The sequence below is a fragment of the Nocardioides sp. genome, from assembly GCF_964228225.1.
Taxonomy (GTDB): domain Bacteria; phylum Actinomycetota; class Actinomycetes; order Propionibacteriales; family Nocardioidaceae; genus Nocardioides.
Genome location: NZ_CAXQZB010000001.1, coordinates 43,732 through 63,943, shown reverse-complemented (window position 1 = coordinate 63,943; position 20,212 = coordinate 43,732). Strand labels below are relative to the sequence as shown.

The 20,212-nt window shown below is 75.3% G+C and carries 19 protein-coding genes; 12 read left to right on the top strand and 7 right to left on the bottom strand.

Features of this window, described 5'->3' with window-relative positions:
- From ACERUJ_RS00360 to ACERUJ_RS00350, 3 genes are all read right to left on the bottom strand, one after another.
- Positions 1-227, bottom strand: a 227-nt coding sequence (locus ACERUJ_RS00360; RefSeq protein ID WP_370246446.1) for a hypothetical protein, incomplete at its 3' end; no start/stop codon positions are given.
- Between the two features lie 527 nt (positions 228-754).
- A complete protein-coding gene (locus ACERUJ_RS00355) occupies positions 755-1,243 on the bottom strand; it encodes a hypothetical protein (RefSeq protein WP_370246445.1) in 489 nt (162 codons plus the stop codon).
- A complete protein-coding gene (locus ACERUJ_RS00350) occupies positions 1,240-2,055 on the bottom strand; it encodes a hypothetical protein (protein ID WP_370246444.1) in 816 nt (271 codons plus the stop codon). Before ACERUJ_RS00350 ends, ACERUJ_RS00355 begins: the two co-directional genes overlap by 4 nt.
- 66 nt (positions 2,056-2,121) lie before the next feature.
- Here ACERUJ_RS00350 and ACERUJ_RS00345 point away from each other — a divergent pair, with 66 nt between their 5' ends.
- From ACERUJ_RS00345 to ACERUJ_RS00310, 8 genes are all read left to right on the top strand, one after another.
- Entirely contained in the window at positions 2,122-3,345 is a 1,224-nt protein-coding gene (locus ACERUJ_RS00345; RefSeq protein WP_370246443.1) for a winged helix DNA-binding domain-containing protein, read from the top strand.
- Between the two features lie 24 nt (positions 3,346-3,369).
- Entirely contained in the window at positions 3,370-4,113 is a 744-nt protein-coding gene (locus ACERUJ_RS00340) for a TIGR03936 family radical SAM-associated protein (protein WP_370246442.1), read from the top strand.
- 324 nt (positions 4,114-4,437) lie between these two features.
- Entirely contained in the window at positions 4,438-7,719 is a 3,282-nt protein-coding gene (locus ACERUJ_RS00335) for a ribonuclease E/G (RefSeq protein WP_370246441.1), read from the top strand.
- A 178-nt stretch (positions 7,720-7,897) separates the two neighbouring features.
- The gene (rplU, locus tag ACERUJ_RS00330; RefSeq protein ID WP_370246447.1) at positions 7,898-8,200 is read left to right on the top strand and encodes a 50S ribosomal protein L21; all 303 of its coding nucleotides are present in this window, start codon (positions 7,898-7,900) and stop codon (positions 8,198-8,200) included.
- Between the two features lie 44 nt (positions 8,201-8,244).
- A complete protein-coding gene (gene rpmA / locus ACERUJ_RS00325; protein WP_370246440.1) occupies positions 8,245-8,499 on the top strand; it encodes a 50S ribosomal protein L27 in 255 nt (84 codons plus the stop codon).
- Positions 8,500-8,610: 111 nt separating this feature from the next.
- Entirely contained in the window at positions 8,611-10,164 is a 1,554-nt protein-coding gene (obgE, locus tag ACERUJ_RS00320; protein ID WP_370246439.1) for a GTPase ObgE, read from the top strand.
- On the top strand, positions 10,161-11,279 hold the full coding sequence (gene proB, locus ACERUJ_RS00315) for a glutamate 5-kinase (RefSeq protein ID WP_370246438.1): 1,119 nt from the start codon (positions 10,161-10,163) through the stop codon (positions 11,277-11,279). The genes obgE and proB overlap by 4 nt, the downstream gene beginning before the upstream one ends.
- On the top strand, positions 11,276-12,295 hold the full coding sequence (locus ACERUJ_RS00310; RefSeq protein WP_370246437.1) for an endonuclease/exonuclease/phosphatase family protein: 1,020 nt from the start codon (positions 11,276-11,278) through the stop codon (positions 12,293-12,295). Before proB ends, ACERUJ_RS00310 begins: the two co-directional genes overlap by 4 nt.
- Here the strand turns inward: ACERUJ_RS00310 and ACERUJ_RS00305 are convergent.
- Together ACERUJ_RS00305 and ACERUJ_RS00300 are read right to left on the bottom strand one after the other, a co-directional pair.
- A complete protein-coding gene (locus ACERUJ_RS00305) occupies positions 12,270-13,166 on the bottom strand; it encodes a DUF4394 domain-containing protein (RefSeq protein WP_370246436.1) in 897 nt (298 codons plus the stop codon). The genes ACERUJ_RS00310 and ACERUJ_RS00305 overlap by 26 nt on opposite strands.
- Positions 13,167-13,258: 92 nt before the next feature.
- A complete protein-coding gene (locus ACERUJ_RS00300; RefSeq protein ID WP_370246435.1) occupies positions 13,259-14,221 on the bottom strand; it encodes a Ku protein in 963 nt (320 codons plus the stop codon).
- A gap of 100 nt (positions 14,222-14,321) precedes the next feature.
- Here ACERUJ_RS00300 and ligD (ACERUJ_RS00295) point away from each other — a divergent pair, with 100 nt between their 5' ends.
- The 4 genes from ligD (ACERUJ_RS00295) to ACERUJ_RS00280 all read left to right on the top strand — a co-directional run bounded on the left by ligD (ACERUJ_RS00295) (position 14,322) and on the right by ACERUJ_RS00280 (position 18,166).
- A complete protein-coding gene (ligD, locus tag ACERUJ_RS00295; protein WP_370246434.1) occupies positions 14,322-15,296 on the top strand; it encodes a non-homologous end-joining DNA ligase in 975 nt (324 codons plus the stop codon).
- A complete protein-coding gene (gene ligD, locus ACERUJ_RS00290; protein WP_370246433.1) occupies positions 15,289-16,203 on the top strand; it encodes a non-homologous end-joining DNA ligase in 915 nt (304 codons plus the stop codon). Before ligD (ACERUJ_RS00295) ends, ligD (ACERUJ_RS00290) begins: the two co-directional genes overlap by 8 nt.
- 84 nt (positions 16,204-16,287) lie before the next feature.
- On the top strand, positions 16,288-16,983 hold the full coding sequence (locus ACERUJ_RS00285) for a response regulator transcription factor (protein WP_370246432.1): 696 nt from the start codon (positions 16,288-16,290) through the stop codon (positions 16,981-16,983).
- Entirely contained in the window at positions 16,976-18,166 is a 1,191-nt protein-coding gene (locus ACERUJ_RS00280) for a sensor histidine kinase (protein ID WP_370246431.1), read from the top strand. The genes ACERUJ_RS00285 and ACERUJ_RS00280 overlap by 8 nt, the downstream gene beginning before the upstream one ends.
- 49 nt (positions 18,167-18,215) lie before the next feature.
- On the opposite strand, the gene ACERUJ_RS00275 is transcribed toward ACERUJ_RS00280, so the two are convergent.
- A complete protein-coding gene (locus ACERUJ_RS00275) occupies positions 18,216-19,355 on the bottom strand; it encodes an MSMEG_0565 family glycosyltransferase (RefSeq protein ID WP_370246429.1) in 1,140 nt (379 codons plus the stop codon).
- Positions 19,352-20,203, bottom strand: coding sequence for a carbon-nitrogen hydrolase family protein (locus ACERUJ_RS00270; protein WP_370246427.1), 852 nt, complete (start codon positions 20,201-20,203; stop codon positions 19,352-19,354). The genes ACERUJ_RS00275 and ACERUJ_RS00270 overlap by 4 nt, the downstream gene beginning before the upstream one ends.
- Between the last annotated feature and the right edge of the window lie 9 nt (positions 20,204-20,212).

Here is a 20,212-nt window from a genome sequence, read left to right as displayed (position 1 = left end):
GCGAACTCCGCCACCGCGGACTCATCGATCCCCGCGACCTCCTCCATGGTCTCGGGCCGCCCGTCCGAAACGGTCCAGGGGAAGAACGGATGCGCGACCGCGAACTCCGCAGCGCCGACGAAGAACCGCCGCTCCGCCGCTTCGGCGTCACCAGCCAGCTCCTTCAACCCGGTCAGAGCGCGCGCGTCGACGTCCGGAGGCGCGATGTCGGCGAGGGCGGCGGGCATGGTTCGATTCTACTCGAACATGTGTTCGAACAACAGAGCGATTCCACAGGCCAGTGCAGGTTTTCGGGCTGGGTTCCCAGTCGACTCGACCCGCACCCGAGCGCCGATATCAGCGGCCCACGGCCCTCGTCGCCGGCGCCTCTCGTCACGGCCAGCAACCAGGAGCAGGCGGCACCGCCACGAATGGCCTGCGGAGGGTCCCCGTCTTTCCGTCGTCACCAGCGGAATGTGCAGACAGCGCCGCGGACCCGAGGGCCCGCTTCTGCACATTCCGCAGGTGACGACGCCCGCGCCGGGCACAGGCGGTCGGTCGGGTGCGGGCGCCTCGTGACGCTCGCCGGGGCTCGCTCCTCGACGACCGTGCCGTGTCCCATGACGACCGTGCCGTGCCCTACGACGCCCGCCCCGTCCCCCCACGTTCGTCGAGGAGGCGCCCCGGCGCCGTCACGAGACGCGGCGAGTCAGGAGGCGGCGTCGCGTTCGCTCCCCGACGACCGTGCGGTGCCCGGCAGGGGACGCGTCGGGCGCTATTCGGCGGGTAGCGGGCCGGTGAGCTGGCCGTCGCGGGAGGCGGCGAGGCAGATGACGGTGTCGTCGGGGGCGTCGCCGGCGGCGAGGAGCACGAACTCGACCTGCGGGCGCACGGTGTCGAGGGCGGCGAGCCGCTCCTCGCTGAGCAGGCTGGCGCAGCGGTCGTTGCCGTCGTAGTAGGAGGGGAAGTCCTGGGCGGCGAGGTCGGCGGCGGTCGTGACGACGGTGATCTCGGCGTCGTGGGGGTCCTTGCAGGTGGCGAGGGTGAAGTCGTAGCCGAGGTCGGGGTCGTCGAAGTCGACGCACTGCCCGGGGGCGGCGTTGCGCTCGCTGATCTCCTGGTCGTCGTCGGGGCCGGCGAGGGCGAAGTAGAGGAGCCCGGCGACGATGAGCGCCACCACGCCCGCCGCGATCAGCGCCGCGCGCCGGTTCCGGGGCGGAACCGGGCGGTCGGGCGATGCGGCGGGCGTGGTGGGCGTGCTCACAGCAGCGGCTCGGTGATCGGCGCGCCGTCGCTGCGGCGCACGAGGCAGGCGAAGTCCTCGTCGGCCGAGAAGCTGCTGTCCTCGGTGACGACCAGGAACTCGTACACCGTCGGGTCGATGCGGTCGAGCACCGACGTCGACAGCAGGCTGGCGCAGGCCTGGTTGTCGTCGGAGGCCGAGAGGGCGTCGAGCTCGGACTGCACGCCGGCGTAGGCGATCTCGCCGTCGTGGCTCTCGTCGCAGTCGCGTCCGACGAGCTGGATCTCGGTGGCGGTCTCCTTCTCCACGTTCACGCAGTCGCCGACGTCGGCGGTCCCGACGGAGTAGGGGAAGTCGATCTGGGTGGCGGCGTAGATGCCGCCGATCGCGCCCAGCGTGAGCAGCACGCCGGCGATGATCGCCGTGATCGCGGCCCAGCGGCCGCGCCGCTGCCCGCCCTTGGTGCGCCGCAGGCCCACCAGGCCCAGGATCGCGCCGATGAAGGACAGGCAGCAGGTGAAGGACAGCACCAGGCCGACGATCGAGACCGTGTCGAGCTTGGTGGGCGGGGTGGGCGCCACCTGCCCGTACGGCGACGGCTGGCCGTAGGGCGACGGCTGGCCGTAGGGAGCCGGCTGGCCGTAGGGCGCGGGCTGTCCGTACGCCGGCGGGGCGCCGAACCCGGGCGGCGGGACGGGCGGCGACACGGGCGCCGGCGGCGGCACGTCGCCCGTGGGCGGCAGCGGGGCGGCGGGGTCGCCGGGACCGGGCTGCTTCCCGAGCGGCACGCCGCCCGGGGTGGGGCCCTGGGTGGGATCGTCGTGGTTGCTCATCTCGGCCTTCCGTTCCGGCGCCGCGACCCGACGCGCTCGCGAGCGTAATCTGCCACGATCCGACGCATGGTGCCGACCTCCTCCACCACCCGGCACGTCGACGACGCCGAACGACGCGCGCGGCTGGTGCTGCGCCAGCACGTCGGGGGACCGGCGGCCGCCGACGCCCTCGCCGCGCTCCACGCCGTCGGGGTCCTGCACGCGACCGAGCCGGCCACGGTCTACCTGACCCTGCAGGCGCGAGTGCCGGGGCTGGGTGTCGAGGACGTCGACGCCGCGCTGTACCGCGACCGCTCGATGGTCAAGCAGCTGGCGATGCGCCGCACGCTGTTCGTCTTCCCCCGCGACCTGCTGCCCGCGGCCTGGGGCAGCGCCTCCGCGCGGGTGCACGGGGCGGAGTCGCGGCGCATCGCGCTCGAGGTGGGGGCCACCGGCCTGGCGGACCGCTTCGGCGGCGACGGCGCGGCCTGGCTGGCCGATGCCCGTTCGCGGATCACCGCCGCCATCGCCGCCTCGCCCGACGGGCTCACCGCGGCGCAGGTGCGCGAGCAGCTGCCCGACCTCGCGGAGCCGGTGGCGCTCTCGCCCACCGCGGTGTGGAACCACGGCCGGCTGCTCACCAACCTCGGCCTGGACGCCACGATCGTGCGGGGCGTGAACACCCAGCACTGGCGGCTCTCGCGACCGCGGTGGACGCTGATGGACCGGTGGCTCGGGGAGGTGCCGGAGCCGCTGCCCGAGGCCGCGGGCTACGCCGCGCTGGTGCGCACCTGGCTGGCCCGGTTCGGCCCCGGCACCGAGGACGACCTCGTGTGGTGGCTGGGTGGCACCAAGGGCGCGGTCCGCGCCGCGCTCGCCGCGCTCGAGGCCGTCCCGGTCTCCCTCGACGCCGGCGCCACCGGCTGGCTGTTGCCCGACGACGTCGCGCCGGTGTCGTGGGACGACGTCGTCGACACCGGGCCCGCCGTGGCGCTGTTGCCGGTGCTGGACCCCACGATCATGGGCTGGAAGGCCCGCGACTGGTACCTGGGCGACCTCGCGCCCGCCCTGTTCGACCGCAACGGCAACGCCGGCACGTCGGTGTGGGTGGACGGCCGCGCGGTCGGCTGCTGGGTGCAGGACGCCGACGGCGCCGTGCGCCCGGACCTGCTCGTGCCCGTCTCGGCCGAGGCGCGCCGCGCCGTGTCGGCCGAGGCCGAGCGGCTCACCGCGTGGCTGGACGGCACCGTCGTCGGCACCGTCTACCCCTCACCGGCCATGAAGGCCGCCCGCGCGGGCACCGGCACCTGATGTCCTCGGTACCCTGCTGGCGCCATGAGTCGACAGCAGCCTGAGCAGCAGGCGCCCCCGGTCCAGCGTCTCCGGCTCCGCTACGCCAAGCGGGGTCGGCTGCGCTTCACCAGCCACCGCGACTTCTCGCGGGCCTTCGAGCGGGCGCTGGTGCGTGCGCGGGTGCCGATGGCCTACTCCTCGGGATTCCACCCGCATCCGCGCATCTCCTACGCCAACGCGGCCCCCACGGGTGCGGCGAGCGAGGCGGAGTACGTGGAGATCGGCCTCGCCGAGCAGCTCGACCCCGAGGCGGTGCGGGCGCTGCTCGACGAGTCGCTGCCCCCGGGGCTGGACGTGCTCACCGTCGTCGACGCCGCGCAGGTGCCGGGCGGTCTGTCCGACCGGCTCGAGGCCAGCCACTGGCGGGTCGTGCTCCCCGCCGACGCCGCCGCCGCGCTGCCCGCCGCCGTCGCGGCGTTCCTCGCCGCCCCCGAGGTCACCGTGCAGCGGATGACGAAGAAGGGCCTGCGCGAGTTCGACTGCCGATCCGCGGTCGTGCGGCTCGCCGTCGTGCCCGACGGCCCGCAGGGCCCGGGCGGGCTGGACCTGGTGGTGCGACACGCCGAGCCGGCGGTGCGTCCCGACGACGTCCTCACCGGCCTGGCCGCGGTCGGCGACCTCGCCCTCGGCACGCCGGGAGCGCTGCTCACGCGGCTGGCCCAGGGGCCGCTCGACGAGGCGTCCGGCGAGGTCGGCGACCCGTTGGCACCCGCGCCCACGGCGTGACGTGCGATACTGACCTCGGACGATCTCCTCACGACCACCCGGCCGCGCAGGGGCTCGACCCGACGACGTTCTCGTCGGTGCTCCGCTCGCGGGGCTCCGACACGGTGGGAATCTCGGACGACCTGACCGCGACGCGGCCCGGATCGGTGACAGCGATCCGCGCGCTGGGCGACCGCGGCGGCGCGTCCGATCACTCCCAGTGACGCACCTGCGGAGGGTGTCGCCGCACTGAAGGCTTCGCGTGACCGCACGCGCCGGGAACCACGACGCGCGCGGGACACGCCGACCCGTCCGGCGCGTGCGCCCGGGCAGAGAGCAGCACCCATGACGCAGGACCAGAACCCGCAGGCCGAGTCGGACGTCCCGGAGGCTGCGGCCGCCGGGACCGCGAAGAAGGCCGCGGCCAAGCGGACCGCGGCGAAGAAGACCGCCGCCACGAAGACGGCGGCGAAGAAGACGGCGGCGAAGAAGACCGCCACCGGCACGACCGCGGCGACGAGGACGACGACCCGGAAGACGGCCGCCGCGAAGTCCGCGGAGCAGGCCCCCGAGCAGGCGCCCGAGGCGCCGGCCGCACCGCGCACCCGCAAGGCGCCGGCGAAGCGGACCGCGGCGACGACGTCCGCCGCTGCTCCGGCCGAGAGCGCCGCGGCCACCGACGACGCGGCCCCGGCCCCGGTCGCGGAGGCGACGACCGCCGAGGCCGAGGCGCCGGCCACCACGTCCGCAGCGAAGAAGACGGCGGCGAAGAAGACGGCGGCGAAGAAGACGACGGCGAAGAAGACGACGGCGAAGAAGACGACGGCCACGAAGACGGCGGCCAAGAAGACGGCGGCGAAGAAGACCGCGGCCGCCGACGAGCCGGCCGTCGAGCCGGCCGTCGAGGGCGCCACGACCGACGAGGCGGGCACCCCCGAGGTGGCCGTGCTGTTCCAGGCCCCCGCCCCGGCGTCCCGGAGCCGCCGGACCAGCAAGAAGGCCGCTGCGCCCGCCCCGGTCGTCGAGCCCGCGGAGGACGCCGACGAGACCGAGGAGGAGACCCTCGAGGTCGCCGAGGTCGGTGCCGACGAGGACGTGGAGGCCAGCGCGGAGGAGAGCACCGAGGCCGCCGAGGACGCGGAGGCCGGGTCCGAGGACGCCGAGGACGGGGACGCCGAGGACGGGGACGACGCCGGCGGTGCGCCGCGTCGTCGTCGCCGCCGCGGGGGCCGCCGTCGTCGTCGTGGCGGCTCGGGCGCCGGTGGTGAGGCCGAGGACGCCGACGACGAGGCGGGCGAGGAGGACGCCGCCGCCGGTGCGGCCGCCGAGGGTGACGCCGAGTCCGCCGAGTCCGGCGAGTCCGCCGCGGGCGACTCCGCGGAGGGCGGCGAGGCGTCGGAGGGCACCGGCTCGCGCCGTCGCCGTCGTCGTCGTCGCGAGGGCGACGCCGACTCCGGCGAGGCCGGCGACGGCGCCACGACCACCCGGGTGCGCAAGGCGCGCTCGCCCGAGGACGAGATCACCGCGGTGTCGGGATCGACCCGCCTGGAGGCCAAGAAGCAGCGTCGTCGGGAGGGCCGCGAGGCCGGTCGCCGGCGCGCGCCGATCGTGAGCGAGGCCGAGTTCCTGGCCCGCCGCGAGTCCGTGGACCGGGTGATGGTCGTCCGACAGCGTGCCGACCTCACCCAGATCGGGGTCCTGGAGGACAAGGTGCTGGTCGAGCACTACGTCGCCCGGGAGTCGCAGACCTCGCTGATCGGCAACATCTACCTCGGTCGGGTGCAGAACGTGCTGCCCTCGATGGAGGCCGCGTTCATCGACATCGGCAAGGGCCGCAACGCGGTGTTGTACGCCGGTGAGGTCAACTGGTCGGCGCTGGGCCACAAGGACGGCCAGCCCCGCAAGATCGAGTCGGTGCTGTCCTCGGGGCAGACGGTGCTCGTGCAGGTGTCGAAGGACCCCATCGGCCACAAGGGCGCCCGCCTCACCAGCCAGATCAGCCTCCCCGGCCGGTTCCTGGTCTACGTGCCCGACGGCACCACCAGCGGCATCTCGCGCAAGCTGCCCGACACCGAGCGCACCCGCCTGAAGACCCTGCTCAAGGAGATCGTCCCCGACACCGCCGGCGTCATCGTGCGCACCGCGGCCGAGGGCGCCAGCGAGGAGGAGCTCACCCGCGACGTCGAGCGGCTCAAGGCCCGCTGGGAGGACATCGAGGGCCGGATCAAGTCCGGCGGCGCCCCCACGCTGCTCTACGGCGAGCCCGACCTGACGCTCAAGGTCGTGCGCGACCTGTTCACCGAGGACTTCAGCCGCCTGGTCGTGCAGGGCGAGGACGCCTGGAACACCGTCCAGCCCTACGTCGAGCACATGGCCCCCGACCTCGAGGAGCGCCTGGAGCGCTACGAGCCGGCCGACCACGACGGCGTCGACCTGTTCAGCGCCTACCGGGTGGACGAGCAGATCGCGAAGGCCCTGGACCGCAAGGTCTGGCTGCCCTCGGGGGGCTCGCTGATCATCGACCGCACCGAGGCGATGACGGTCGTGGACGTCAACACCGGCAAGTTCACCGGCTCCGGGGGCAACCTGGAGGAGACGGTCACCCGCAACAACCTCGAGGCCGCCGAGGAGGTCGTGCGCCAGCTGCGGCTGCGCGACATCGGCGGGATCATCGTGGTCGACTTCATCGACATGGTCCTGGAGTCCAACCGCGACCTGGTGCTGCGCCGCCTCGTGGAGTGCCTGGGTCGCGACCGCACCCGCCACCAGGTGGCCGAGGTGACCTCGCTCGGCCTCGTGCAGATGACCCGCAAGCGGATCGGCACCGGCCTGCTCGAGGCGTTCAGCGAGAACTGCGAGCACTGCCACGGCCGCGGGCTCACCGTGCACGACATGCCCGTGGAGCCCAAGCGCTCGGGCGGCGGCAACGGGGGCGGCGGCAACGGGGGCGGCGGCAACAGCGGCGGCAACGGCGGCGAGGACGAGGGTCGTCGCAGCGGACGTCGTCGCGGCGGCCGCGGACGCAACGCCGAGGCGCCCGAGGCGCCCGCCGAGCCGGTGGTGAACAAGCCGAGCCCGGCCGCCTTCGCCGCCATGGCCAAGCACGCCGAGGAGACCGAGGCGCCCGCCGAGACCCCGGCCGAGACTGCGGCCGAGACTGCGGCCGAGGCGCCGGTGGCCGAGGTGGAGGAGGCCGCCGCGCCCACGGTGACCACGCGTCCGGCCCGTCGGTCGCGTCGCACGTCCGCTCCGGCGGCCGCCGCGCCGGTGGCGGAGGAGCCGTCGGCCACTGAGCCGGCCGAGGAGCCGGCCGAGGAGCCGGTCGTCGAGGAGCCGGTCGTCGAGGAGCCCGTCGGCGAGGACGTGACCCCCGAGACCCCGGAGACCCCCGAGACCCCGGAGACCCCCGAGCCTGCGGCCGGCACGACCACCGTGTCGACCCGGACCCGTCGCGGCGCCTCACGCCGGGTGGCGACGGCGCCGGCCGAGCCGGTGGGCCCGATCGTGGTGGAGGCCGCCGCGGCGCCGACCCCGCTGCCCGAGGCGCCCGCGCCGACGGTCACGGTGACCACCCGCAGCCGCGGGGGCGGACGCCGTCGTCCGGCCGCGGACCCGGCTCCGGAGTGAGTCGGCAGGAGTGAGCCGGGGTCTCCCCGCGGGCGCGTTTTGCTCCGCGGGGAGACCTCCGCGTAACATGGCACCTCGGTGCGTTCCGGCGTGCCGTTCTCTGCCTGGCACCCGGATCCGACCCGGATCCGGTCGTGCCGCAGGCCCCGGATGTAGCAATGTGACGAAGGAGACCGCGGTGTACGCGATCGTGCGCGCAGGCGCGAAGCAGCAGAAGGTCGCTGTCGGCGACGTCATCGAGATCGACCTGGTCTCGACGCCGGTCGGCGACACCCTGACCCTGCCGGTCGTGATGGCGGTCGACGGCGAGTCCGTCACCACCACCGGCCTCGACAAGGCCGCGGTCACCGTGGAGGTGCTCGGCGGTGCCAAGGGTCCCAAGATCGTGATCCAGAAGTACAAGAACAAGACCGGCTACAAGAAGCGCCAGGGTCACCGCCAGAAGTACACCCAGGTCAAGGTCACCGACATCTCCCTCTGACACGCGCTCCGCGGGTCACCGGGTCACACACGAAGGATCGAGAGATGGCACACAAGAAGGGTGCGGCGTCCACCAAGAACGGCCGCGACTCCAACGCCCAGCGCCTGGGCGTCAAGCGCTTCGGCGGCCAGCTGGTCAACGCCGGCGAGATCATCGTCCGCCAGCGCGGCACGCACTTCCACCCCGGCTCCAACGTCGGCCGCGGTGGCGACGACACCCTGTTCGCCCTCGAGGCGGGTGCGGTGCAGTTCGGCACCAAGCGTGGTCGCCGCGTCGTGAACATCGTCCCGGGCGAGTGATCTGACGCTCACCCACCCCTGAACCACCGCGAAGGGCGTCCCGCCAGGGGCGCCCTTTCGTGTTCTCCGCCCTCTCCGCCCGCCCATCCACTCCCGCGAGGAGCACCTCCCATGGCCGTCCCGACCTTCGTCGACCGCGTCACCCTGCACGTGGCCGCCGGCCGAGGCGGCAACGGCGTGGCGTCCGTGCACCGCGAGAAGTTCAAGCCCCTCGGGGGCCCCGACGGCGGCAACGGGGGCCCCGGCGGGTCGGTGATCCTGCGCGTCGACCCCGACGTCACCACGCTGCTGGACTACCACCACAGCCCGCGTCGTCGGGCCGAGCACGGAGGCCACGGCGCCGGCGCCCACCGCAACGGCGGCCACGGCGCCGATCTCGTGCTCCCGGTGCCCGACGGCACCGTGGTCTCCACCCGCTCCGGGGAGGTGCTCGCCGACCTGGTGGGCGCCGGCACCGAGCTCGTCGTGGCCCAGGGCGGGCGCGGCGGGCTGGGCAACGCCGCCCTGGCCAGCGCCAAGCGCAAGGCACCGGGCTTCGCGCTGCTGGGCGAGCCGGGCGACGAGCTGGAGGTCGTCCTCGAGCTCAAGGTGGTGGCCGACGTCGGCCTGGTGGGCTTCCCCAGCGCCGGCAAGTCCAGCCTGATCGCCTCGATCTCCCGGGCGCGTCCCAAGATCGCCGACTACCCCTTCACGACCCTGGTGCCCAACCTCGGCGTCGTCACGGCCGGCGACACCGTGTTCACGGTCGCCGACGTGCCCGGCCTGATCGAGGGCGCCAGCGACGGCCGCGGTCTGGGCCACGACTTCCTGCGCCACATCGAGCGCTGCGCCGCGATCGTGCACGTGCTCGACACCGCCACCCTCGAGCCGGGGCGCAACCCGGTGGACGACCTCGACGTCATCGAGCGCGAGCTGGCCCGCTACGGCGGGCTGGAGGACCGGCCGCGTCTGGTGGCGCTGAACAAGGTCGACGTGCCCGACGGCCGCGACATCGCCGACTTCACCGTCGAGGACCTCCGCGCCCGCGGGCTGAGGGTCTTCCCGGTCTCCGCGGCCTCGGGGGAGGGCACTCGCGAGCTGATCTTCGCGATGGCCGAGATCGTGCTCGCCGCCCGCGCGGCCCGCGAGGTGGCGGTGGCGCAGCGGATCATCCTGCGCCCACCGAGCGCCGTGGGCGGCGACGACTTCACCGTCACCGAGACCCCGGACGGCTGGCAGGTGCGCGGCACCAAGCCCGAGCGCTGGGTGCGCCAGACCGACTTCAGCAACGACGAGGCCGTGGGCTTCCTCGCCGACCGCCTCAACCGGCTCGGGGTCGAGACCCGGCTGGTCGAGCTCGGCGCCGTCGAGGGCGACGCCGTGCTCATCGGTCCCGCCGAGAACGCGGTGGTCTTCGACTTCAAGCCCGGCATCGACGCCGGGGCCGAGAACCTCTCCCGGCGCGGGGAGGACCAGCGCTTCGAGGAGCAGCGGCCCGCCGCGCGGCGTCGTCGCGCCATCGAGGAGCAGCTGCCCGACCGCGCCGAGGGCGAGACCCGGGCCGACGTCGCCCGGCGGCTGGACCGGGGCGGGCCCGAGGTGGAGTACTACGGCCCCACCTCGTACGAGATCGGCGGCGCCGACGACCCGGACTGGGCGGAGGACGACCCCGGGACCTCGGCATGAGCGCGACCCGTCCCGAGGTCACCGGCGCACGCCGGGTCGTGGTGAAGGTCGGGTCCTCCTCCCTCACCACCGCCGCGGGCGGACTCGACCCCGACCGTCTCGAGGCGCTGGTGGGCCACGTGGCGGCCCTCCGGGAGCGGGGCGCGGAGGTGGTGCTCGTCTCCTCCGGCGCGATCGCGGCCGGCCTCGCGCCGCTGGGGCTCACCCGCCGTCCCAAGCGCCTCGCGCGCCAGCAGGCCGCCGCAGCCGTGGGGCAGGGCCTGCTCGTGCACCGCTACACCGACGCCTTCGCCCGCCACGGCCTCGTGGCCGGGCAGGTGCTGCTCACCCTCGACGACGTGACCCGCCGCAGCCACTACCGCAACGCCTCGCGCACCTTCGCCGCCCTGCTCGAGCTGGGGGTGCTGCCGATCGTCAACGAGACCGACACGGTGGCCACCACCGAGATCCGGTTCGGCGACAACGACCGGCTGGCGGCGCTGGTGGCCCACCTCGTGCAGGCCGACCTGCTGGTGCTGCTCTCCGACGTCGACGGCCTCTACGACGGCGACCCCGCCCGCCCGGGCACCTCGCTCATCCCCGAGGTGCGCGACGACGACGACCTCGCCGGGGTGAGCATCGGCTCCACCGGCGCCGCCGGGGTGGGCACCGGCGGGATGCGCACCAAGGTGCAGGCGGCACGGATCGCGACCGGCGGCGGCATCCCGGTGGTCCTCACGGCCGCCGCCCGCGCCGGGGAGGCCCTGCGCGGCGAGCCGGTCGGCACGCTCTTCCATCCCGCGGCCAAGCGCACGCGCGCCCGTCAGCTGTGGATCGCCCACGCCACCGAGGGCCTCGGCGAGCTGCAGCTCGACGCCGGCGCGGTGGCCGCGGTCGGGCAGCGCGGCGCCTCGCTGCTCGCGGCGGGGGTCACCGGGGTGACCGGTCGCTTCGTCGCCGGCGACCCCGTGGACCTCGTCGGCCCCGACGGCGTGTGCGTGGCCCGCGGGCTGGTGAACTTCGACGCCGAGGAGCTGCCCGACCTGCTCGGGCTGTCCTCGGCCGAGCTGGAGAAGCGGCTGGGCGCCGGCTACGCCCGCGAGGGCGTGCACCGCGACGACCTCGTGCTGCGGTGACCCCGGACGGCGCCGGCCCCGGGGCACGGCCGGGCCGGCTCGGGCGGGTCGGGAAGGTCGTGGGTGCCGTGGCACCGCCGGTGCTGCTCGCGGTGCTCGGGCTGCCGGCGCTGCTGCTCACGCTGCTGCGGGCGCTGCAGCCCGACACGACCCTGGCCGTGGAGGCGGTCGCGCTCACCCCGGTGGCGCTGCCGCTCTATGCCGCGATGCTGCTCGTGTGCGGCGCCGCGCTCGTGCGCGGGCGACGCCGGGTGCTCGAGCTGATCCTCACCCCGGTCGCGCTGGGCGGGGTGCTGGTGCACGTGTGGTGGCTCGGGCCGCTGGCCCTGGGGGAGGTCCCCCCGCCCGTGGCCGGCTCCACGCCGGTGGTGGTGATGATCGCCGCCGACCTCGGCCCGCAGGTCGACCCCGCCGTCGTGGTCGCGGAGGTGGCGGCGCTCGACGTCGACGTGCTCGCCGTCTCCGAGACCGACGTCGACACCCTGGCGCGCCTGGACGCGGCCGGGCTCGCGACGGCGCTGCCCTATCGCGCCGGCGCCCCCGGCCCCGGCAGCCTGGTGCTGAGCCGCACCCCGCTGCGGGAGGTCGCGGCCCCGGCCACGACCTTCCCCTCGGTGGTCGTCGACGCCGCCGGCCTGCGGGTGCTGGCGCTGCACGCCGCCCCGCCGAGCGACGTCGCCGCGTGGCGCGGCGACCTGGAGGCCGCCCGCGCCGCGGCGCAGGCCGAGGACGTCGACCTGGTGCTGGGCAACGCCAACGCCACGATCGACCACGACCCGCTGCGCGCGCTGGTCGCCGCCGGGTGGCGCGACGCCGCCGAGCTCGGCAACGCCGGCCTGCAGCCGACCTGGCCGGCCCACGACGGCCTGGGACCGTGGCCGTTCCCCGCGGTGGCGCTGGACCACATCATGGTCGGGGAACGGGCCACGGTCACCGAGGTCGAGACCCTCGACGTGCCGGGCAGCGAGCACCTGGCCGTCGTGGCCGCGATCAGTCCGCGATCGCCAGGTCGGTGACGGCGAAGCGGGCCGGGAAGTCGCCCACGCGGCTCAGGTCGCCGGTCTGCACGTCGAGCTGCCACAGGGTGCTGGTGCCGCCTGCGCGGGTCACCACGAGCGCCTCGTTCGTGCGGGTCGTGCCGCCGACCGTGCGGGTGCTGTGGATGTCGAACCCGACGTCGCCCTGGACCTTGCGGCTCAGGGCGCCCTGGCCGGTGATGATGCCGGCGTTCGCGGGCACCTGCAGGGCGACGTTGTCGGCCCCGGTGTTGATCACGTAGAGCGCGGTGCCGCTGGTCTCGGACGTGTCGTTGTTGGTGTAGGCCGCCCCGGTGATGCCCGTGACCCGCGGGTCGGTGTCGGGCACGTTGAGCTGGGCGTCGGCGAAGGTCTCGCGGTCGGCCGGCACGTGCCGCAGGTTCTGGCCGCGGTTCGACACGATCCGCAGCGCGTCGGCCGCCGGGTTCCAGTCGATGTCCCACGCACCGCCGCGCAGGCGGACGGTGAGGCGCTGCACCCGCTCGGCGCGCGCGTCGTCGGTGTCGATCACGTACAGCCCGCCGCGGCGGCCGACGCCGTAGAGGCGGCCGTTCGCGGGCCGGACGTCGACACCGACCAGTCGCTCGTCGCGCAGGCCGCGGATCTCGCCGACCACGCGGGCCGCCCCGGGGGCGCCGAGCCGGAACTCGACCAGGGTGTCGCCGGCCAGGCCGTAGGCCACCTGCAGCGGCTGGGCGGGGCGCGGGCTGAGGGCGGTGCGATCTGAGGGGGCGGCCGAGCCGGGGGCCACCACGGCGGTGGCGGCGGTGGCCGCGACCGCCAGCGCGGCCGCGGCACGGGCCGCACGGCGCGCGGGGCGGGAGGAGGGGCGCAGGGACGTCGTCGTCATGGGTGTGCTCCTGATCGGTGGGTGTGCGAGGTACCTCGGACACCCGGTGATACGGAGCCGCCGGCCGATCGGTTCATCCCGGGCGGGCCCGGTCAGGCGCTCTTGCGGGCCGTCTTCTTCGCCGGTGCCTTCGTCGCGGCCGTCTTCTTCGTCGCCGTCTTCTTCGCGGGGGACTTCTTGGCGGTGGTCTTCTTGGCGGTGGTCTTCTTCGCGGTGGTCTTCGTCGGGGGCGCGGTGTCCCCCGGGTCCCCGGCGTCCCCGGGGTCCTCGCCGCGGGCGGTGCGGGCGGCGGCGACCGAGCGCTGGAGGGCGGCGAGCAGGTCGACGACCTCACCGGAGGTCTTGGTGGAGGTGGGGGTGCGCTGGAGGTCGCCGCCCTCGATCTTGGCGGTCACCAGCGCCTGCACGGCCTCGGCGTAGTCGTCGGAGAACTCGGCGGGGTCGAAGTCGCCGGCGAGGGTCTCCACCAGCATCCGGGCCATCGCGACCTCGGCGTCCTTGACCTCCCCGACCTCCACCGAGAAGTCGGGGGTGCGGACCTCGTCGGGCCACATCAGGGTCTGCAGCACGATGACGTCGCCGGCCTCGGTGGGCCGGACCCGCAGCAGGGCGACGGTGGTGCGCTGGCGCAGCGCCACCGTCACCACCGCGACGCGGTCGGACTCCTGCAGCGCCTGGCGCAGCAGGGCGTAGGGCTTCGCGCCGCTGGCCTCGGGCTCGAGGTAGTAGGACTTCTCGAACAGCATCGGGTCGATCTGGTCGCTGGGCACGAACTTCTCCACCGCGATCTCGCGGGAGGAGGCCAGCGGCAGGGCGGCCATGTCGTCGTCGGTGAGCACGACCATCTCGCCGTCCTCGGTCTCGTACCCCTTGGCGATCGCGGCGTACGGCACCTCCTCGCCGTCCAGCGCGCACACCCGCTGGTAGCGGATGCGGCCGCCGTCGGTGACGTGCACCTGCCGGAAGCTGACGTCGTGGCTCTCGGTGGCGGAGTACAGCTTGACCGGCACGTTGACCAGCCCGAAGGACACCGCGCCCTTCCAGATCGCCCGCATGGTGCGTGGTCCCCTCGCTCGTGGTGCTGCCGTGGTGCTGCCGTGGTGCTGGAGGGACCAGTCTGCCCACAACCGGGCCCGGATGGGCAGGATGGGGCGGGTGAACCCCGCCGGCCGCGTCCTGCGCCCCATGCTGGCCACCAAGGCCGACCACGTCCCGCCCGGCGGGGAGTGGTGGCACGAGGTGAAGTGGGACGGCATGCGGATCCTCGCCGACGCCGTGCCCGGGGCCGACCGGGTGCGCCTGACCAGCCGCGCCGGCAACGACGTCACGGTGTCGTGGCCCGAGGTGGCGCAGCCGCCCCACTCCGGCGGCCGCGACCTGCTGGTGGACGGCGAGATCATCGCCCTCAACGACGCCGGCCGCCCCGACTTCCGTGCGCTGCAGGAGCGGATGCACGTGCGCTCGGCCGCCGCGGCCGCCCGGGGTCGGGTCCGCCGCCCGGTCACGTTCATGGCCTTCGACCTGCTGCGCCTGGACGGCCGCTGGCTGCTGGAGGAGCCGCTGGAACGACGTCGCACCCTGCTCGAGGACGCCCTGGCCGGCACGTCGTGGCAGACCCCCGACCCCTTCGACGACGGCGCGATGCTGCTCGAGGCCACGGCCGTGCAGGGGTTGGAGGGGATCGTGAGCAAGCGGCGCGACTCGCGCTACCGGCCGGGGGAGCGCAGTCCCGACTGGCTCAAGCGCGCCCACCGGCATCGCGCGAGCCTCGTCGTCGGCGGGTGGCGGGCACAGGAGGGGTCGCAGGACCGGTTGGCGGCGCTCCTGGTGGGGGAGCCGACGCCGGAGGGGCTGCGCTACCGCGGCCGGGTGGGCAGCGGCATCGGCCCGCGCCAGTCGCGGCAGCTGCGCGCCCTGGTGGCCGACCTGGCGCGCCCCGCCTCGCCGTTCGTCGACGACGTGCCGCGGATCGACGCCCGCGGCACGCACTGGCTGGAGCCGCTGCTGGTGGTCGAGGTCGACTCCCACCGGGTCGGGGGCGGGGACTACGACCGGCTGCGGCAGCCCTCGTTCGTGGGGGTGCGCCCCGACCTGGACCCGGCGGCGCTCGGGAGGGACGACGATGCCTGAGCCGGGCAGCGAGGTGCGGGTGGAGGTCGAGGGTCGCACCCTGCGGCTGACCAACCTGGAGAAGGTGCTCTACCCGGCCACCGGCACCACCAAGGCCGAGGTGCTCGACTACTACGCCCGGATCGCGCCGGTGCTGCTGCCGCAGCTGCGCGACCGCGCGGTCACCCGGATCCGGTGGCCCCACGGGGTGGACGGGGCGAGCTTCTACGAGAAGAACACCCCGCCCGGCACGCCGGCCTGGGTGCGCACCGCCCGCGTGCCGACCTCCGGGTCCCGCGGCGCCTCGCGCCACGGCGACCACCTGGTGTTCCCGGTGGTCGACGACCTCGCCACGCTCACCTGGCTGGCCAACCTCGCGGCGCTGGAGCTGCACGTGCACCAGTGGCGCGTCGGGCCCACCGGCCGGCCGCGGGACCCCGACCGGCTCGTGATCGACCTCGATCCCGGCGAGCCCGCCGGGCTGGGGGAGTGCGCCGAGGTCGCCCTCGCCGTCCGGGAGCGGCTCGGCGACGTCGGGCTCGCCGCGCGCCCGGTGCTCAGCGGGAGCAAGGGGCTGCACCTGTACGCCCTCCTGCCGCGGCCGCGGCCGGCGGTGGAGACCTCGGCGCTGGCCCAGGGGATCGCGGAGGCCCTGCAGCGCGACCGGCCCCGGCAGGTCACGGCCACCATGACGCGGGCCCGGCGCAGCGGCAAGGTGTTCCTCGACTGGTCGCAGAACGCCGCCTCGAAGACCACCGTGGCGCCCTACTCCCTGCGGGGGCGGGACCGGCCCACGGTCGCGATGCCGATCACCTGGGCCGAGGTCGTCGACCTCGCCGCCGACCCCCTCGCCCTCACCCCGCCCGACCCCGCCGCCGCCCTCGCCCGGGTGGCCGCCGCGGGGGACGCCTTCACGGCCGAGGAGTGACCCGCACCGACCGACCGGGCGCGGGCGCCTTCCATCCAGCGTGCGAGACCGCGGACCGGACCCCCTGACCCCTATGCTGCGCCTATGGCGCATCGGGTTCTCGTGGTCGAGGACGAGGAGGACATCGCGTTCCCCCTCGTGCGGACCCTGGAGCGCGAGGGCTACGAGGTGTCCTGGGTCGACAGCGGCGAGCAGGCGCTCGCCACGGTGGCCACGCGCAAGCCGGAGGTCGTCATCCTCGACCTCGGCCTGCCCGACATGGACGGTCTGGAGGTCTGCAAGCAGGCCCGGGCCGCCGGCTACGAGGGCGCCATCATGATCGTCACCGCCCGGGCCGGTGAGCTCGACCGCGTCGTCGGGCTCGACTACGGCGCCGACGACTACCTCGCCAAGCCCTTCGGCCTCGCCGAGCTGCAGGCCCGGGTGCGCGCCCTGCTGCGCCGCACCGGAGGCGCCTCGCTGGCGGGTCCGGCGGCGCCCGACGGCCTGCTGCGCATCGACGTCGACGCCCGCCGCGTGTACGCCGGCGACACCGAGGTCGCGCTCACCGGCAAGGAGTTCGACGTCCTGGCGATCCTGGCCGCGCACCGCGACAAGGTGGTCTCGCGCGGCCGGCTGATGGCCGACGTGTGGGACGAGAACTGGTATGGCTCCACCAAGACCCTCGATGTCACGATCGGGCGCCTGCGGCAGAAGCTCGAGGGCGTCGGCGTGACCGAGCGGGTGGTCGCGGTGCGGGGTGTGGGGTTCCGCCTGGAGGCTCCCGCGCCCGATGCGTGACCGCCTGGTCGTCGCGTTCATCGCCCTCGCCCTCCTGGTCGTCGCGGGTGCCGGCACCGTGCGTGCCATCACGCTGTCGGGGCAGCTGGAGGAGGTCGCCCAGGACTTCGTGGCCCTGGAGGCGCCGCGGCTGGCCCGCGCCCTGGCGCACGCCCGCGAGACTGGCGCCGTCGTGGACGAGGAGTACCTCGCCCCCTACGCCGGCCCGCGGGTCCGGCTGACCTACTCCCGGCCGGGCGCCGCGCCGGTCGTCCTGAGCGGCGCCGAGTTCGACGCGGGCCGCGGCGGCACGGCGAGCGCCACGGTCCTCGACGGCGACGCCACCCTGCTGGTGGAGCGCACGCCGCCGCCGATCAGCACCCAGTGGGGCGGTGACTGGCAGGTGACCGCACCCCTGCTGCTGGTGCTGGTCACCCTCGCAGCGCTGATCGGCTTCCTCATGGCGCGCTGGCTCAGCGCTCCCTTCCGGCGGCTCGCGGTCGCCGCCGCGGCGCTGGGACGCGGTCGGCTCGACCTGGACCTGCCCGCCACCACGATCCCCGAGGCGCGCGCGATCGCCGACGCGCTGGCCGGGAGCGCGCAGGAGCTGCGGTGCCGGCTCGAGCGGGAGCGCAAGTTCACCCAGACCGCCTCGCACCAGCTGCGCACGCCCCTCACCGGGCTCCGGCTCCGGCTGGAGGACACCCTGGCCGACCCGGCCTCCAGCCCCGACGCGCGGGAGGTGGCCCTGGAGGCGCTGCGCAGCGTGGGCCGCCTCAGCGAGGTCGTCGCCGAGCTGGTGGACCTCGCCGCCCGCGACCCGCTCGTCAGCGGCGCGGTGGTGCCGCTCACCCGGCTCGCCCAGGACGTGGGGGCGCGCTGGTCGACGACGTTGGCCGGCGACGGCCGCGGGTTCGGCTGGTCGGTGCAGGGGGAGGGCGGTGCGACCGTGACCCCGGGGCCGCTGGAGCAGGCGCTGGACCTCCTCCTGGCCCACGTGCGCGCGGCCTGCCAGGGTCCGGTCCGGATGGTGTGGCGCGGCGAGGAGACCTCGGTGGAGGTCGCGCTGCACTGCACCCGCGAGGCGGGCTGCCTCACCGAGGCCGTGGAGACCGTCGTCGCGCCGGTGCTGGAGGCCGTCGGAGGGCGCGCCGAGCTGCTGCCGGAGCAGGCGGCCCTGCGGTTGCGGGTGCCACGCCGCTGAGTCGGACGGCCGCAGGCCCCCTCAGCTCCCCTCAGCCCCCTCAGCCCCCTCAGCCCACGAGGTCGCGGTAGAGCCGCAGGTGGGCGGCGGCCGCGGCGTCCCAGGTGCAGCCGGCCGCCAGGGCCAGCCCGGGGGTGGGGTCCGGGGGCGAGTCCAGCACCGCGGCCAGGGCGTCGCGGATGCCGTCGGCGCCGAGGGCGGCGAAGGTGACCGCGCCGTCGAAGACCTCGCGCAGCACCGGGAGGTCGCGGGCGACCACGGGCACGCCCGCGGCCAGGGCCTCCATCGCGGCGAGTCCGAAGCCCTCCTGGGTGGAGACGAAGGCCAGCGCGTCGGCCTGCGCCACCAGGCTCGGCAGCTCGGCGTCGGGCACGACGCCGAGCAGCTCGGGGGTCACGCCGAGGGCGGCGGCGCGGGCGTCGAAGGCGGCCCGGTAGTCGCGGTAGTCGAACAGCGTCTCGCCCCCGGCGAGCACGAGCCGGCGCCCCCGCCCCTGCGGGCCGAGGCGGGCGTAGGCCTCCAGCAGGTCGATGGTGCCCTTGCGCGGCTCGATGCCGCCCAACGCGAGGACGTAGGGCCCCAGCCGCCGCGCCCAGCGGGCGCGGCCGGCGGCGTCGGCGGCACCGGCGGCGAAGCGGGCGGCGTCCACACCGTTGGGGATCACCACCGGGTCCAGGCCCCAGCCGGCGCGCACCTCGGCCGCCACCGACGCCGAGACGCACACCCGTACCCGCGGCTGCACGACGGCGCGCTCATGGCAGGCGGCGAGCTCGGGGGTGGTGAAGTGGTCGAGGTGGTGGATGGTGCGCACCAGGTGCACGTCCGGGAGCCCCGCGGTGACGGCGTTGGCGCTGATGCAGTCCTGGGCGTGCACGACGTCGTAGGCGCCGGGGTGGCGGGCCACGTGGGCGCGCAGGGCGGTGCCGAGGACCTCGATCGAGCGCAGGATCCGCGCCCCCACGGGCTCCTCCACGCCCTCCGGCGGGTCGGGGAACGGCACGGCGTGCACGCGCACCGCCGGATCGACCGGACGGAAGAAGGCGGCGTCGCCGCCGCGGCCCAGGGTCCACACGCTCACCCGGGCCCCGGCGCGGGCCAGCGCCTCGGCGAGGGCGAGCGTGTGCACCACCCCACCGCGGGGGCGGGTGGAGTAGGTGAGCAGGGCGATCCGCAGCCCGGGGCCAGTCATGCCGGGGCTCCCGGACGCCGGTAGGCCGGGGTCTCGAGCTCGGCCAGGTGGTGCAGCACGCGGCGGGCGCGGGCCACCTCGGCGGCGACGTCGAGGGTGGTCACCGCCAGTCCGCCGCGCTCGGTGGTGCGGGCCAGCACGTCGCCCCCGGGGCCCACGACCTTGGCCTGGCCGAGGAACCGCAGGCCGCCGGTGATGCCGGTCTGGTTGGCGCTGGCCCACACCACCTGGTTCTCCGCGGCCCGCGCGCAGTCGTAGAGGTCGAACAGGCGCGACTGGCGGTCCTGCGGCAGCCGGGACGCGCGGTCGGTGACCGAGGCGGGCCAGGCCGAGAGGCAGGTGAGCAGCGTGGCGCCGTCCAGGGCCAGGGTGCGGGCGGCCTCGGGGAAGGTCTTGTCGTAGTCGATGAGCATGCCCATCGGTCCCAGCGGGGTGTCGAAGGCCTCGAAGACCTCGCCGGGGGCGTAGACGGCGGCCTCGCCGGCGGGCAGGTGCACCTTGCGGTGGCGCCCGAGCAGGCCGTCGCCGCTGAGGCATACCGCAGCGTTGAACACCCGACCGCTGCCCTCGGGGCAGGCCTCGGCGAACCCCACGCACACCACCATCGCCCCCGCGGCCCGGCGTACGGCCGCCAGCTCGGGGCCGTGGGCGTCCAGGGCCGGCGGCACCGAGCCCGGGTCGGGGGAGCGCAGGTCGCCGAGGTAGCCGCCGAGCGTGCCGTCGGGCAGCACCAGCAGGTCGCAGCCGGCGGTGCGGGCGTCCTCGATGATCGCCACCACCTTGGCCACGCCCCGCTCGAGGTCGCGCCCGAAGTGGGCGGCCACCGCCCCGATCGTCACCTCGCCCACGCCGTCGCC

What these genes read in the sequence shown, in the direction of transcription:
- ACERUJ_RS00300 (WP_370246435.1), bottom strand. Translation starts at nt 14,221, where the DNA reads ATGCGGGCGATCTGGAAGGGCGCGGTGTCCTTCGGGCTGGTCAACGTG.
- ACERUJ_RS00305 (WP_370246436.1), bottom strand. Translation starts at nt 13,166, where the DNA reads ATGACGACGACGTCCCTGCGCCCCTCCTCCCGCCCCGCGCGCCGTGCG.
- ACERUJ_RS00285 (WP_370246432.1), top strand. Translation starts at nt 16,288, where the DNA reads ATGGCGCATCGGGTTCTCGTGGTCGAGGACGAGGAGGACATCGCGTTC.
- ACERUJ_RS00340 (WP_370246442.1), top strand. Translation starts at nt 3,370, where the DNA reads ATGAGTCGACAGCAGCCTGAGCAGCAGGCGCCCCCGGTCCAGCGTCTC.
- ACERUJ_RS00275 (WP_370246429.1), bottom strand. Translation starts at nt 19,355, where the DNA reads ATGACTGGCCCCGGGCTGCGGATCGCCCTGCTCACCTACTCCACCCGC.
- ACERUJ_RS00350 (WP_370246444.1), bottom strand. Translation starts at nt 2,055, where the DNA reads ATGAGCAACCACGACGATCCCACCCAGGGCCCCACCCCGGGCGGCGTG.
- proB (WP_370246438.1), top strand. Translation starts at nt 10,161, where the DNA reads ATGAGCGCGACCCGTCCCGAGGTCACCGGCGCACGCCGGGTCGTGGTG.
- ACERUJ_RS00335 (WP_370246441.1), top strand. Translation starts at nt 4,438, where the DNA reads ATGACGCAGGACCAGAACCCGCAGGCCGAGTCGGACGTCCCGGAGGCT.
- ACERUJ_RS00345 (WP_370246443.1), top strand. Translation starts at nt 2,122, where the DNA reads ATGGTGCCGACCTCCTCCACCACCCGGCACGTCGACGACGCCGAACGA.
- rpmA (WP_370246440.1), top strand. Translation starts at nt 8,245, where the DNA reads ATGGCACACAAGAAGGGTGCGGCGTCCACCAAGAACGGCCGCGACTCC.
- ligD (WP_370246433.1), top strand. Translation starts at nt 15,289, where the DNA reads ATGCCTGAGCCGGGCAGCGAGGTGCGGGTGGAGGTCGAGGGTCGCACC.
- ACERUJ_RS00280 (WP_370246431.1), top strand. Translation starts at nt 16,976, where the DNA reads ATGCGTGACCGCCTGGTCGTCGCGTTCATCGCCCTCGCCCTCCTGGTC.
- obgE (WP_370246439.1), top strand. Translation starts at nt 8,611, where the DNA reads ATGGCCGTCCCGACCTTCGTCGACCGCGTCACCCTGCACGTGGCCGCC.